Source organism: Eubacterium sp. LMAG:50 (genome assembly GCF_008680265.1).
Classification (GTDB): Bacteria; Bacillota; Clostridia; order Lachnospirales; family Lachnospiraceae; genus Eubacterium_U; species Eubacterium_U album.
Genome location: NZ_NALP01000007.1, coordinates 776,853 through 791,650, shown reverse-complemented (window position 1 = coordinate 791,650; position 14,798 = coordinate 776,853). Strand labels below are relative to the sequence as shown.

Annotated in this window: 14 protein-coding genes; 3 read left to right on the top strand and 11 right to left on the bottom strand. The window is 31.4% G+C overall.

Translation table 11 applies throughout. The annotated features are described in order from the left end of the window. Nucleotides 1–228 precede the first annotated feature (228 nt). Entirely contained in the window at nt 229–1,536 is a 1,308-nt protein-coding gene (locus tag CCC31_RS08800; RefSeq protein ID WP_022088429.1) for a GHKL domain-containing protein, read from the top strand. An 89-nt stretch (nt 1,537–1,625) separates the two neighbouring features. Further along, a complete protein-coding gene (locus CCC31_RS08795) occupies nt 1,626–2,333 on the top strand; it encodes a LytTR family DNA-binding domain-containing protein (RefSeq protein WP_290850953.1) in 708 nt (235 codons plus the stop codon). Between the two features lie 231 nt (nt 2,334–2,564). Here CCC31_RS08795 and CCC31_RS08790 read toward each other — a convergent pair whose 3' ends face one another. From CCC31_RS08790 to CCC31_RS08770, 5 genes are all read right to left on the bottom strand, one after another. Continuing rightward, the gene (locus CCC31_RS08790; protein ID WP_260979044.1) at nt 2,565–2,987 is read right to left on the bottom strand and encodes a flavodoxin; all 423 of its coding nucleotides are present in this window, start codon (nt 2,985–2,987) and stop codon (nt 2,565–2,567) included. 134 nt (nt 2,988–3,121) lie between these two features. Next, a complete protein-coding gene (locus CCC31_RS08785) occupies nt 3,122–3,703 on the bottom strand; it encodes a DUF3793 family protein (RefSeq protein WP_290850950.1) in 582 nt (193 codons plus the stop codon). Nucleotides 3,704–4,098: 395 nt separating this feature from the next. Next, nucleotides 4,099–5,511 carry a pyruvate kinase gene (gene pyk, locus CCC31_RS08780; protein WP_290850948.1) on the bottom strand — a complete coding sequence of 471 codons (1,413 nt, stop codon included), beginning with the start codon at nt 5,509–5,511 and terminating at the stop codon, nt 4,099–4,101. 393 nt (nt 5,512–5,904) lie between these two features. Continuing rightward, complete coding sequence (locus tag CCC31_RS08775) at nt 5,905–6,510, bottom strand: DUF4352 domain-containing protein (RefSeq protein WP_290850946.1); 606 nt, start codon at nt 6,508–6,510, stop codon at nt 5,905–5,907. 367 nt (nt 6,511–6,877) lie between these two features. Continuing rightward, nucleotides 6,878–7,957 (bottom strand): serine/threonine-protein kinase, encoded by a 1,080-nt coding sequence (locus CCC31_RS08770; protein WP_290850944.1) that lies wholly within the window; start codon nt 7,955–7,957, stop codon nt 6,878–6,880. An 87-nt stretch (nt 7,958–8,044) separates the two neighbouring features. On the opposite strand from CCC31_RS08770, the gene CCC31_RS08765 reads away from it, so the two are divergent. Further along, on the top strand, nt 8,045–8,497 hold the full coding sequence (locus CCC31_RS08765) for a hypothetical protein (protein ID WP_022088436.1): 453 nt from the start codon (nt 8,045–8,047) through the stop codon (nt 8,495–8,497). 127 nt (nt 8,498–8,624) lie between these two features. Here the strand turns inward: CCC31_RS08765 and cysK are convergent, their stop codons facing one another. The 6 genes from cysK to nifS all read right to left on the bottom strand — a co-directional run bounded on the left by cysK (nt 8,625) and on the right by nifS (nt 14,688). Continuing rightward, the gene (cysK, locus tag CCC31_RS08760) at nt 8,625–9,554 is read right to left on the bottom strand and encodes a cysteine synthase A (protein WP_290850941.1); all 930 of its coding nucleotides are present in this window, start codon (nt 9,552–9,554) and stop codon (nt 8,625–8,627) included. A 230-nt stretch (nt 9,555–9,784) separates the two neighbouring features. Next, nucleotides 9,785–11,092 carry an O-acetylhomoserine aminocarboxypropyltransferase/cysteine synthase family protein gene (locus CCC31_RS08755; protein ID WP_022088438.1) on the bottom strand — a complete coding sequence of 436 codons (1,308 nt, stop codon included), beginning with the start codon at nt 11,090–11,092 and terminating at the stop codon, nt 9,785–9,787. Between the two features lie 403 nt (nt 11,093–11,495). Further along, the gene (locus CCC31_RS08750; RefSeq protein ID WP_022088439.1) at nt 11,496–11,720 is read right to left on the bottom strand and encodes a hypothetical protein; all 225 of its coding nucleotides are present in this window, start codon (nt 11,718–11,720) and stop codon (nt 11,496–11,498) included. Nucleotides 11,721–11,750: 30 nt separating this feature from the next. Then, nucleotides 11,751–12,824 (bottom strand): tRNA 2-thiouridine(34) synthase MnmA, encoded by a 1,074-nt coding sequence (mnmA, locus tag CCC31_RS08745; protein WP_022088440.1) that lies wholly within the window; start codon nt 12,822–12,824, stop codon nt 11,751–11,753. 213 nt (nt 12,825–13,037) lie between these two features. Beyond that, nucleotides 13,038–13,475, bottom strand: coding sequence for a Fe-S cluster assembly scaffold protein NifU (gene nifU, locus CCC31_RS08740; protein ID WP_022088441.1), 438 nt, complete (start codon nt 13,473–13,475; stop codon nt 13,038–13,040). A gap of 31 nt (nt 13,476–13,506) precedes the next feature. Next, the gene (gene nifS / locus CCC31_RS08735) at nt 13,507–14,688 is read right to left on the bottom strand and encodes a cysteine desulfurase NifS (RefSeq protein ID WP_290850937.1); all 1,182 of its coding nucleotides are present in this window, start codon (nt 14,686–14,688) and stop codon (nt 13,507–13,509) included. Nucleotides 14,689–14,798: the final 110 nt, after the last annotated feature.

Below are 14,798 nucleotides of genomic sequence, written 5' to 3'. Positions count from 1 at the left end.
ATTCCTATCTCCTTTCGTAATTTTGTCAACTCAATATTAATATTTTACTAACATTATATAGCTTCAATGATTGTAAATAATATAACTAAATATATTTTCTTTTTCCATATTTTTTGCATGAAACGACAAAAAACTATTGTTTTTGGTCATTTCATTTTGTTTTTTTTTATTTTATTGTATACTATTTGTAAATTATTTATAAATTATGCAATGCAAGGGGGTTATATTATGAAAACAACATTACTATATTTATTTATTTATATTATAGAAGCTTTAATATTATGGTCATACTCATCTAATTTATTTCACTCAAGATACTCTAAAAAAATAGAGTTTATAGGTTTGTTTACTGGATACGGATTTCTGTTTTTACTTGCATTCATAAAAGTCGTTTGGATTAATTTACTTTTTTTTCTGCTTATTAATTTTATTTTTTTTATTATATTTTATAAACTTAAATGGAACCTTTGTCTTCTACATTCTATGGTTTTAGCCTGTCTTATGAGTCTTAGCGAACTGACAATCACAGGATTATTCTCGCAGTTTAATAGCGTTGTACTTTATAACAGTTATGATTTTTTATTGCTAGTTATTCTTACCATTTTTAGCAAAATTTTTTACTATATAGGAATTAGAATTATTATTACGTTAATGCATGGTATAATAAGCGAGAACGGACATATTAATAGAGCAACAATCCTGCTTAATATAATACCTCTAATTTCACTTTATATTATTTTAATAATGACTGCTGGGATTTTAAGTACAAAAGTACCATCAGGTTTTAAGCCTTTATTATCATCCTGTGCAATTTTGTTATTTGTTATAAATATATTGGTTATGTATATTTACTATTATACACAGCAAAAATCTCATGAACTTATAAACCTTCAAATTCAATTACAAAAAGAATATGATATGGCAGAATACTACAAAACTTTATTCAAACAAGATGAAAGTCAGAAAATCCTGATTCACGATATTCGAAAGCATTTTATGTCCATTGCAAACTTAAATGAACAAAATGAGCAGGATAAGATTCGGCAATATCTTGATACTATTTTAAATTCATCTGATTTGCAGACTTCGGTTCACATTTCTGATAACGAATTGTTAAATTACATTATATGTCACTATATACAATTATGTAAAAACAAAAATATTAACTTAAAAGTTGATGTTCGAAAAAAAATGCTCCAACATTTGGACTATTCTGAGCTTACAGCTTTGTTTTGCAATCTGTTAGACAACGCCATAGAAGCATGTATTAATATTCAGGATTCCTATATTGATTTAAGCATCACTTCAAATGAAATTAATCATATAACTATAATTAATATCGTTAACACCTGTAATACTATTCCGACTTTTAATAAATCCGGAATGCCTATTTCAAACAAAAATAACAAATTAAAGCATGGCTTTGGATTAAAAAGTGTAGAACGAATTATTAATAAATATAACGGAAATATAAAAATGTATTTTAACAATAAAAAAATGACCTTTCATACAGTCATAACTATGGAAGACTGCTAACACATAAGAATATAAAATTATTGAATTATATTTAATTCTTATTGTATAATTATTAACAACATTCAAATTTATAAGAAGGGGAATTTACAATGCGAATTTTAATTTGTGATGATGACTTAGAAATGTCTATGCAACTCAAAGAGATTTTACAATGCTTTTTTAGCACAAGTTCTTTAAATATACCTGAGATTACAATTTATAATAATGGTACTGATTTACTTTTAGATTCCGGTGAAAAAGATATTGTCTTTTTAGACATAGAATTACCTGATGTAAGTGGTATCTACGTTGGCAATGAGCTAAAAAAAACAAATTCAAATACCATTATATTTATTGTAACTTCTTATTCCCAATATTTAGATGATGCAATGCGTTTTCATGTATTCCGATATCTTTCAAAGCCTCTGGATAAGCAAAGAATTTTTAGTAATATGAAAGACGCAATAAACTTATACACTTCTTCCGTTACAAAAATTCCAATAGAAACGAAAACTGAAGTATTTACAGTATTAACATCCGACATTGTTTGTATCGAAGCACAGGGAAGAAAAATAACTATTCATACTACCACTGGAGATTACGACTCTATACATAACATGCACTATTGGACAGATACTTTAAATATGCCATGTTTTTTTACTTCACATAGAAGTTTTATTGTTAATTTAAGATACGTTTCTAACTTTGATCATTCGCTAATATATTTGTATGGCAATAAAATACGTGCTTATTTAACAAAAAGAAAATACACACAGTTTAAAGATGCATACATGCTATATTTAGAAAGCACACGATAATTTATTGTTTTGCTTTTTTACACAAAAATATAGTTTTATAAACTTGTCATATATAAATAAAACGCCGGCAAATTTTCTTTGCCGGCACTCTTATTATGTTAGTAGAATTTATTATGATTTTGCTTTACTATTCTCCATTTTTAGGAGTAGCTATCAAATTATCAAGCGAATTGCTTTCTTAGGCTAATTTACATTTAAAATTATTTTTTGTATATAATTTCGCTTTTTAAATTATACTAATGCTGCTCCAAGAGCTTTACATGCTGCAAGGGCTTCTTCATCAGGCATTTCATTAGCAATTACACTATCTGTTGCAAGTTTAATTCCTGATGCTGCACAGTCAGCTTCCCAATTTTCCATCCATTCGCCTGTTCCCCAACCGTATGAGCCAAATAATGCTACTTTCTTTCCCAGTAATTCAGGTTTGCACTCATCAAACATTGGTGCAAATTCGCTTTCTTCCAAAACTTCGTCTCCCATGGCAGGGCATCCAAATGCAATTCCATCATACTCTTTTACTTTAGCTGCGCCAAAATCTGCTGCTGCAATTAATTCGGCTTCTGCACCTGCTTCTTTTATTCCTTCAACTACAGCTGTTGCCATTGTTGATGTATTACCTGTTCCTGTCCAAAATACTACTGCGATTTTACTCATTTGTTAAAATCCTCCTTATTTATATTTGCTTATGATTATTCATAAGTTTTTTATTATATGATATTATTTTCAGAATATAACTGACTAATTATTATGTGCTACGTATTATAACTAATCTGCCTACTTATATTCATTTAAGCTGCAACTGTTAATTGCATAACACTACGCCCACTAATCCAAAGATTCATATAAATATCTCTGCATTTTTTATATTTACGAAATGTCTTTGTTGCCTCTTCTTCATTGCAATATACTTTCCAATAACCTGTACATTTGCAATTGCACCCATGATTTTCAATAAAGCCTTTTACATCACCTATTGGATATCCTAAAAATATTCCTATCTCATGTGGAAACTGATTTAACTTTTCAAATTTCTTCTTTAACTGGAGTATTATGTTTTCGCAATTAACGCCTCCGACAATTTCATTGTCATAAATCAAATATCCATGATTTAATAAGAAACTTCTTATTTCATCCCTGTTTAATATTTTTTCCAAATCTGCTCTTCTGTAAACATATATAAGGGCTTTATTCACTCCCACGTTTTCTGACAAAATGTCAAATGTAATACCTTTTCTCTTCATTTTTGAATTCCAATAAGTCACTCTTACATGAAGCTCTTTTAGTGATTTATATGTATATGTAAATAGGCTTGCTGCCTTAATAGACGCTAACGTTGGAGAACAATGCTCTATTAACTCCTGTTCAAACATATTGCCTACCTCCCAAACATTTTAATTCCTGCCTTTAGTTAGTTGCAGCTAACCTGTAGGTCAAAAAAATTACGGGCTTTATCAGTCATAAGTCGTGTTTCATTGGAGGTAGAAACTTACTTATGACCTAAACACTTTCGTGTTGCATTATGCCCGATTTTATAGGTGCAGTTAGTTGTTAAAACTTTGCGTTAGTCTTAACTAACTACAATATACTTTACATTCTTTTGTTTGTCAATATAAATTTATAGAAATAATCTTTTTAGTAACAATTAATCTAATTAAACATACAATGCAATGTCTAAAAAAGAACTGCAAATAAAAGTATTCACAATTATTCGCAGTTCCTCTTTAATTTAAATTTTTCTAATTATTCATCTTTCAAAATCAGCTAATTAAATTCTTTCAACTTTAATTAAGTTTGTATTACCTGATGTGCCATTTGTATATCCACCTGTAATTACGATTCTGTCATCTTTTTCTAAGCCAAGTACTTCTTTAGCTGTTTTCTTAGCTGTGTAGAATAAAACTTCTGTAGAATCAAATTCTTCTACCATAATAGGTGTTACACCCCATGATAAAGCTAATTTTCTCCATGTCTTCTCATTTGTTGTAAGACCTACAATATCAACCGGTGAACGGAATCTTGAAATCATTCTTGCTGTCATACCTGATAATGTACATACAGCAATTCCTTTTGCCTTAATATCAATGGCCATACCACATGTTGCATGTGAAATAGCATCTATTTCATTTCTAATCTGGAAATCAAAATTTCTAAATCTCTTATCATAATGGATACTCTGTTCTGTTCTTTCAGCAATCTTAGCCATTACTTCTACAGCTTTTACCGGGTATTTTCCTGCTGCAGTTTCTCCTGATAACATAATTGCACTTGTTCCATCGTAAACAGCATTAGCAACGTCTGATATTTCAGCTCTTGTAGGTCTGATATTTGTAATCATTGACTCTAACATTTCTGTTGCTGTAATAACTCGTTTACCAAGCATACGACACTTAGTAATCAAATGCTTCTGAATTGCCGGAAGCTCTTCGTATGCAATTTCAACACCCATGTCACCACGGCCAATCATAATGCCTTCACAGGCTTCGCAAATTTCTTCAATATTATCTACACCTGCCTGATTTTCAATTTTTGCAATGAGGTCGATATCTTCACCGTCATTTTCTTTCAAAAACTGCTTAACATCTAATAAGTCCTGCTTCTGTGATACAAATGAGCATGCAATGTAAGCAACTTCGTTTTTAATTCCGAATAAAATATCCTGTTTATCCTGTTCGCTTAAATATTTCTGCTTTAATACTTTATTAGGAAAACTCATGCTCTTTCTATCTGATAAAACTCCACCTACTGTAACTTCAGTAATAATGTTGTTTCCTTTAATTTCTTTTACGGCAAATTCCATTAAACCATTATTTAATAAAATTCTGTCCCCTGCATTTAAATCCTTGTTCAAATTCTTATAAGATACAGAGACTATTGTCTGGTCGCCTTCTACTTCATCAGTTGTAAAAGTAAATGGGTCTCCAGCCTTTAATTCAATCTTTCCGTCTTTAAATGTTCTAATTCTATATTCTGGTCCCTTTGTATCTAACATAACCGCTATAGGAAGATTTAATTTTGTTCTAACTTTTTTAATTATATCAATTTTTTTCTGCTGTTCTTCGTGTGTGCCATGTGAAAAATTGAGACGCGCAACGTTCATTCCTGCTTTACACATGTCTGTAATGATTTTCTCGTCTGTAGATGCCGGTCCTATTGTACATACAATCTTTGTTTTACGCATTATTCTTCTCCTTATACGCTTAATTTACTTAATTTGAATTTCCAAAACCAAGGATAGATATTTGAGAAATTATATTTGAAATATTATACCAAATACATATTACCTAACCCCATTTATAATACAAATATCCTTTATTTATTTCAACTGTTTTTTCCTATTTAAAGAAAAATACACTTTTTGGCATTAAATACTTTATTTTTGAAACTAAAAAGGAAAAAATCCTTTAAGTATAGGTTGTGCCATTTTAGAAAAATTATCCATTTTCTAAGCACATCACCTTAACTTAAAGGATTTTATGTTTTTGCAAATATTTTATTGTCGAGGTATATTCAACTGATATGCAATCTATTGTTTAATTTGCTCCCATTTTTTATATTATCCGTATTTGCATTTTTATTTCACTTGCTGATATACAAAAATCATCTTATCAGATGTAAGGAAATTTATATCATATTCTATCTTTATTTCTTTTGCATCTTTAGGTACTTCAAAAAATATCTTTCCTTTTGTTTTTCTTCCCTTTGAAAGAGTTGCATCTAAACTTTCCTGATCAAAATCATAATATGATTTGCAATCATATCCATCTGCATAACACGAAAAATCACCTGTAGAAATGTATTCATTATCATCTGATATATTTTCAAATTCAAATGTAGCATATATTATTTTGTTTCCCTTTGCCGGTTCTGAATATTCACTATAATCAGTAAATTCACCACAATCCAAAAAAGAGACTTTCAAACTTTTAGTTTCAACTACATCACCTTTTGCAAACTCAGTCTGTACTGACTCTTCCTGTTTATCATTTTTAGAATCAGCATCGCCTTTATTTTCATCATTAGAATCTTTTTTGTCATCTGTCTGCGACACTTTTTTAGGATTTGAATCAGTTCCTGATTTATCTGAATCTTCTGAGTTTCCCCCTGCTGCTACAATTATAAGTACTACAATCACTATCGCTGCTATCCACCATTTTTTCTTCTTTTTCTCGCCTGCCATAATTTTCCTGGTATGATGTATTTAAATTTAAACACACCTATACTCTCCTCCTTCTAAAATGTTATATTTAACCGGATTAATTTTTGAAATCAAAATTTATTTCGTAAATACTGAAAATATAATCAATAAACTTATGACTACTTTAAGTTTCTGAAATCAATTTTTTTGCAAATCCGTGTCTAATTTACAACTATTTTATAAGATTTGTGGAAATATTTGGTATGCTGTCAGCATACAATTATTAAATTGTAAATTTGCATTAATTTATTAAATTTCGTGGATAGTTTTATATGTATATTTAATTGCAATTTGCAAACTAAGCAAACAAAACTAAGCTTAAAGTGACCTTACATTTATAACTTACAATTTATATAATTATCAATGCAACAACTATTAATAATACGAGAATTGTAACCGGATAAATTGCAAATCCAATCAATCTTATCAACATATTTTTTTCTTTTACAATCGGAAGTCTGTCTCTTATTCCTCTCCAATTAAAGTAAATTGCTACTGTAACTAATTCTGTTATCAGCATAATTATCCTGAACACTATATCTTCTTTTGTCTTAACAACCGGATTAGAACTACTTGACTCCATCGCCATTGCAAGACTAATCATACTTGCATATCCTGCCAATGCAATTAACATATTAGCAATCTTTCCGCCTCTAAATCCAGGTGGTAAAAATGACTGTTTTATTTTTTCATCAGTTTCATTACACTGAAGACTAATTCTTTCGCCCAATTTATTATTTAATGCCTGCTCTAACTTTTCTATATTTTTATACCTTTTTCCCGGGTCTATAGATGTACATTTATCTATTATTCTTTTAAGCCTCTTTGTTTCTTTATCAGGATACTCATCAAGCATAAGTATATTTTTCATTAGCATCCCTATAGAATAAATATCTGACCTGCAATCCGTCTGTGCAAAACCACACTGTTCAGGTGATGCATATCCTTGTGTTCCCATTATTACTGTATCAACACTTTGCTTTTCGTCATATTCCCTTGAAATGTTAAAATCTACAAGATATACGACATCATCATTTGAAACCATAATATTTGTTGGTTTTATGTCTCTATGAATAATCGGCGGATTCATATTATGTAACTGTTTTAAAATATTACACAACTGTTCCATGATTTTTTTTACTGTTTCCACATCAGTTTTATTATATTTTTTGTCCAAAGTCAGTCCATGTATATATTCTTCTATAATAATAAGTTCTTTCTCATCTTCTATAATTTCATATACTTTTGGAATTCCTTTGATTTGCCTGTTTTTCAAAATTTTATATATTTCTATATTATAATTTTTCAAAGTCTTTTTAATGTATATTCCATCGTTTACAGTATTTTTTACTAATTTCACATTTTCATGTTTTCCCATATCGGACAGTTCTTCGTAAATTGACAAAATATATTTTTCTCTGTTAGTCATATTGATTTCCCTTTACATTTTTAATAAACTGATGTAGTTAATATTATACACTATTTTTGATTATCACAAAAGAAAGGACGTTTTAATTTGAACAAATCAGACATAAAAAATTTATCAGAGAAACCTACTGATGATCTTTTAAAGATATTAAAATCTGCTAACAATCAAAAGGATTTAAAATCATATATTTCATCAAATTTAGATGAAGAACTGAGCCTTGACGAATATTTGGGAAATAAACTTACTGAGAAAGGGATTTCTAAAAGCCAGGCAATTAAGAATTCAAATCTCGATAGAACTTATGGTTATGAAATTTTTAAAGGTCAAAAGGTTATCGGACGTGAAAAACTAATCGCACTTTGCATTGGAATAGGTCTGAATCTTACTGAAACGCAGCGTGCTCTCACTATTGGCAAACAAAAAATCTTATATGCAAAGGATGCAAGAGATTCTATAATTATTTTTTCCATCAATAATAATTACTCAATCATGGAAACAAATGAATTATTGTTTGAAGAGAATTTTGAACCTATAAAATAATAGTTACAGAAACGGTTCTAAACTTTACTCAAGACCTGATAAATAGCGCAGAAAGCAATATAATACACAAAACTCTCAACCTGTTACGGCTGAGAGTCTTTGTGTTGTTATTATATATACATAATTCCTACTGGAATAATGGAGTTGAATAGTATCTATCACCACTATCAGGTAATAGAACTACAACATTCTTTCCTTTGTATTCAGGACGTTTTGCTACCTGAACTGCTGCATAAAGTGCTGCTCCTGATGAAATACCTACTAATACACCTTCTTTAGCTGCAATTTTCTTTCCATATTCAAATGCAACTTCATTTGGTACTGCAATAATTTCATCATATACTTTTGTATTCAATGTATTTGGTACAAATCCTGCTCCAATACCCTGAATCTTATGTGGTCCTGATTCACCTTTAGATAAAACAGGTGATGTTTCAGGTTCTACAGCGATTACCTTAACGTTAGGATTCTGTTTCTTTAAATATTCGCCTACACCTGTAATTGTTCCGCCTGTACCTACACCTGCAACAAATACATCTACGTTTCCATCTGTGTCTTCCCAGATTTCAGGTCCTGTTGTTTTTCTATGTGCTTCAGGGTTAGCCTGATTTTCAAACTGTGCCGGAATAAAGCTGTTTTCGATTTCTTCTGCTAATTCATTTGCCTTAGCTATAGCACCTTTCATTCCCTTAGCGCCATCTGTAAGAACAATCTCAGCTCCATATGCTTTAATAATGTTACGTCTTTCAATACTCATTGTCTCAGGCATTACGATAATGCTCTTATATCCTTTAGTTGTTGCAATTGCAGCTAAGCCGATACCTGTATTACCTGATGTTGGTTCAATAATTGTTGAACCTGGTTTTAATTTTCCTGTACGTTCAGCGTCTTCAATCATTTCTTTTGCAATTCTATCCTTTACGCTTCCTGCCGGATTGAAGTATTCAAGTTTTGCTAAAATCTTTGCTTCAACACCTTCAGTTTCTTCAATCTGTGTAAATTCAACTAATGGTGTATTTCCAACTAATTCTAAAGTTCCCTTATATATCTTTCCCATAATAATCCTTCTTTCTTTTCTTGCGGGTTCCGTTGTCTTTTTACGCTTAATGCGGGTTTTGCGGGTTCCGTTTTATTTTTATTACAAATTTTATTATACTACAATATTTTTCAATTCATATATTATATTATATATATTGGTATCAAAATTCTCCAACTTTGATGCCTCCGGATTGTTCCGTGCTACGCACTCCCACAATCCTACCCAATATTTGCATATCGCGGGTATCATTATTTCACTGCTTTAAATGCTTCTTCTAAATCTTCAATAATATCATCAATATTTTCTGTACCGATTGATAATCTGATTGTGTTTGGTTTGATTCCTGAACCTAAAAGTTCTTCTTCTGTCATTTGTGAATGAGTTGTTGATGCAGGATGAATAACTAATGATTTAACATCTGCTACATTTGCCAACAATGAGAATAATTCAAGATTATCAATGAAATCTTTTGCCTTCTGTGCATCACCTTTAATTTCAAATGTAAAGATTGAACCACCACCGTTAGGAAAGTATTTCTTGTAAAGTGCCTGCTGTTCAGGGTCCTTTGATACTGATGGATGATTTACATTTTCAACCTGTGGATGATTATTCAAATATTCTACAACCTTTAATGCATTCTGAACATGTCTTTCAACTCTAAGTGATAATGTTTCTAATCCCTGTAAGAAAATGAATGCATGAAATGGTGAAATTGTTGCACCTGTATCACGAAGTAAAATAGCTCTGATTTTTGTTACAAATGCTGCAGGTCCTACTGCCTTTGTAAAGCTTACACCATGATAACTTGGATTTGGTTCAACTAATGAAGCGAACTTTCCTGTTGCTTCCCAATCAAATTTACCACTATCAACGATTACACCACCGATTGTTGTTCCATGTCCGCCGATGAATTTTGTTGCTGAATGAACAACGATGTCTGCACCATATTCAATTGGTCTTACAAGATATGGTGTTGCAAATGTATTATCGATTACTAATGGAATCTTATGTGCATGTGCAATATTTGCAATCTTTTCAATATCTACTACGTCTGAATTTGGATTTCCAAGTGTTTCAATAAATACAGCCTTTGTGTTTTCCTTAATTGCTGATTCAATTTCTTCATAATTAAATGGATCAACAAATGTTGTTGTAATTCCGTATGATGGAAGTGTGTGTGCTAAAAGGTTGTATGTACCACCGTAAATGTTCTTTGCTGCAACGATGTGGTCACCGTTCTGTGCAAGGTTTTCAATTGTATATGAAATTGCTGCTGAACCTGATGCAACTGCTAATGCTGCTACACCACCTTCAAGTGCTGCAATCCTCTGTTCAAAAACATCTTCTGTAGGATTTGTAAGTCTTCCGTAAATATTTCCTGCATCTGTTAATCCAAATCTTGCCGCTGCATGGTCGCAATTTTTAAATACATATGATGATGTCTGATAAATTGGAACTGCTCTTGCATCTGTAACCGGATCCGGATTTTCCTGTCCTACGTGTAACTGTAATGTTTCAAATTTTAAATTTCTTTCTGCTCTTGTTTTCTTTGCCATAATGTTTACTCCTTATCTTTCCTTAAGTATTAATTATGTATACTACTTCCCAAATAATTTTCTCTACTTAATAACAACAACACATTCGATCATCTTTTGGAATATAGTATGTTCCTTGTACAAAACTTACCATGTTTTATCCTCGCTTTCAATTTCATAGTTTTCATAGTAGAACGCTATGATTTATCAACTGATGCTATAATATCCTACTTTTCATAGTATGTCAATAGGAATTAAGGTTTTTTTTAAATTCTTTTTATATAAAATTAATTACGGATGACTCTCAAATTTTGAAAATCATCCGTAATTATACTTTTTCATTTTAAATTTTATTCATTTTGCTATAAATTTTTACGGATAACTCTGCGATACGCACTATGTTTCCGTAATATTCCACTATCGCTTACTCATCAATTGCATCTGTATTTGGAATGTCTACACATTCAGGATTCTTTACTGTTCCTTTTGCCCATGCGCTTCCAACATCACAACGACCATGATGATGAACTTCTCTTACTTCACCGTCTTTTACGCCATCAGATACATTTAAATTAATTCTGCTTGTCCCTGCTGCTACTTTTCCATCTAACATATTAATAATATTTTCAATATCTTTTTCGCTTGCCATATTTTTTTCCTCCAAATAAAATCTTTCACTTTACTTAATTACTCCACCGCAATACACATAATCATCCATGTAAAATACTGCTGCCTGTCCCGGCGTTACAGCTCTTTGCGGCTCGTCAAATGTGCATTTAATTGTATTTTGATCTATTGCTTCAACAACACATGGTGCTCCTTTATGAGAGTATCGAATTTTTCCAACAAGTCTTACCGGTTCGTTTATTGATTCAACTGCCATATAATTTACATTCTCCACAATCACTTCTTTTGTAAATAATGCATCATTTTCACATAAAACGATTTCGTTTGTGTCCGCTTTGATTTCTTTTACAAACATTGGCTTACCAAATGTTACACCAAGTCCTTTTCTCTGTCCTATGGTGTAATGCGTTATTCCTTTATGTTTACCTACAACTTCGCCATCTTCTAATATAAAATTCCCGGGCATACATTTAGTATCTGACTCTTCTTCTATAAACGAAGCATAATCATGGTCCGGCACAAAGCAAATATCCTGGCTGTCAGGTTTGCTTGCCACTTCCAAACCAACCTTCTCTGCTATTTTTCTAATTTCATCTTTTGTGTATTCTCCCACAGGCATTAACGTATGAGCTAACTGTTCTTGAGTTAAATTGTATAAAGCATATGTCTGGTCTTTTTCGACTGTTACTGAATTTCTTATTGTATATCTGCCATTTTCCAATTTTATAATTCTTGCATAATGACCTGTTGCGATATAATCTGCCCCTATTTCCATGGAGCGCTTTAAAAGCGACTCCCACTTTACATAACGGTTGCAGGCAATACATGGATTTGGTGTTCTTCCATGCAAATATTCATCTACAAAATAATCTATAACATACTTTTTAAAATCAGTTTTAAAATTCATTACATAATATGGAATATCAAGTCTGAAAGCTACCCTTCTTGCATCGTCAACTGCTGACCAGCCACAACATCCACCTTCATGTTCCATTGTTATATTATCTTCATCCTGCCATATCTGCATTGTTGCTCCCATAACATCATATCCCTGCTCTTTAAGCAAATATGCTGCCACCGATGAATCAACACCGCCAGACATACCAACGACTACTTTTTCTGCCATAAAACTCTTATCGTTCCTTTCATTTTAAAATTACAAAAATTTTATTTTTCTTTTTTAGATATACTTTTTATATCCACATCATTTTATCATTATAAATGAAAAAAAGCGAGAGGTTAGTGAAGTAAACTATAAAGTTAACATCTTTTAACAACTATAATTTACAAAATCCTCTCACTTTTATAAATCCCAGGGTCCTATTTCAATTTTTGTAGTTTAATATTCTTCTTCCTCTTCTTTTTCACTGATGTCATTAACCGGCTTTTCAAGACCTTCAATCTTAATATTATGCTTTTCTGCATAATCCCATAATGCTGCGTGAATTGCCTCTTCTGCTAACAATGAACAATGTACTTTTACAGGTGGAAGTCCGTCTAACGCTTCCATAACTGCTTTGTTTGTTACCTCCAAAGCCTGCTGTATTGTTTTTCCTTTTACAAGCTCAGTTGCCATACTACTAGTTGCAACTGCTGCTCCACATCCAAATGTCTTAAACTTAACATCCTGAATTATTCCATTATCATCAATATCTAAATACATTCTCATGATATCGCCACATTTAGCATTTCCAACTGTACCAACACCACTTGCGTTTTCTATTTCGCCGACGTTTCTTGGATTCATAAAATGATCCATAACTTTTTCACTGTACATAGTTTATCCTCCTTCTTTGAAATTTAAAATATTATTTATGTTTTGCTACGTAATCTGCATACAATGGTGACATTGCTCTTAATCTTTCTATAATCTGTTTCAAATTATCAATTACAAAATCTATTTCTTCTTTTGTGTTTTCCTCACTAATTGTAAGTCTGATTGAACCATGTGCAATTTCGTGTGGAAGACCAATAGCAAGTAATACATGTGAAGGGTCTAATGAACCTGATGTGCAGGCTGAACCACTTGATGCACATACGCCCTTTTGGTCTAATAATATTAACATTGATTCACCTTCTATGAATCTGAAACAGAAATTCATATTATTAGGAAGACGTTTTTTTCTGTCTCCGTTTAATCTTGTAAATGGAATTTCATTTAAAATTCTATCAATTGCATAATCTCTTAATTTTGTTTCGTACTCACTTCTTTCTTTAAGTGTGTCTCTTGCAATTTCAGTTGCTTTCTTTATTCCGACAATTCCAGGTACATTTAGTGTTCCGGCTCTTCTCTTTCTTTCCTGAGCTCCGCCATGAATAAATGAACCGATCTTTACACCTGTTCTGATGTATAAAAATCCTATTCCTTTAGGGCCATTAAATTTGTGACCACTAACACTTAGCATATCAATATTTGCTTCATCTACATCAATTGCAATATGTCCGTAAGCCTGTACAGCGTCTGTATGGAATAAAATTCCGTGTTCTTTTGCAATTGCACCAATTTCTTTTATTGGTTCGATTGTACCAATTTCATTATTTGCTGTCATAATTGATATTAAAATAGTGTTCGGTCTGATTGATGCCTTTAACTGCTCTAAATCAACAATACCATTTTCATCTACATCAAGATATGTTACTTCAAACCCTCTTCTTTCAAGATATTCGCATGTATGAAGAATTGCATGATGCTCAATTTTTGATGTAATAATATGTTTTCCTTTATTTGCATAAGCTTCTGCTGTTGCTTTTAATGCCCAGTTGTCAGATTCACTTCCACCTGCAGTAAAATAAATTTCCTGCGGTTTTGCATTTATAAAATCAGAAATTGTAACTCTTGCCTGATCTACAACCTTCTTAGCGTCATTTACAAATGAATACACAGAAGATGGATTTCCATACTGTTCCAAAAAATATGGTTTCATTTCTTCAAATACTTCAGGCAACACTCTTGTAGTTGCTGCATTATCCATGTATATGGTCTTGTTCATAACAGATACCTTACCTTTCCACAAACTTAAATCTATTGTTTTATTGTATATATTCCTAGTAAATTGATATGATTTACACTATGCATTATAACACGTTAATTCCTATTGTC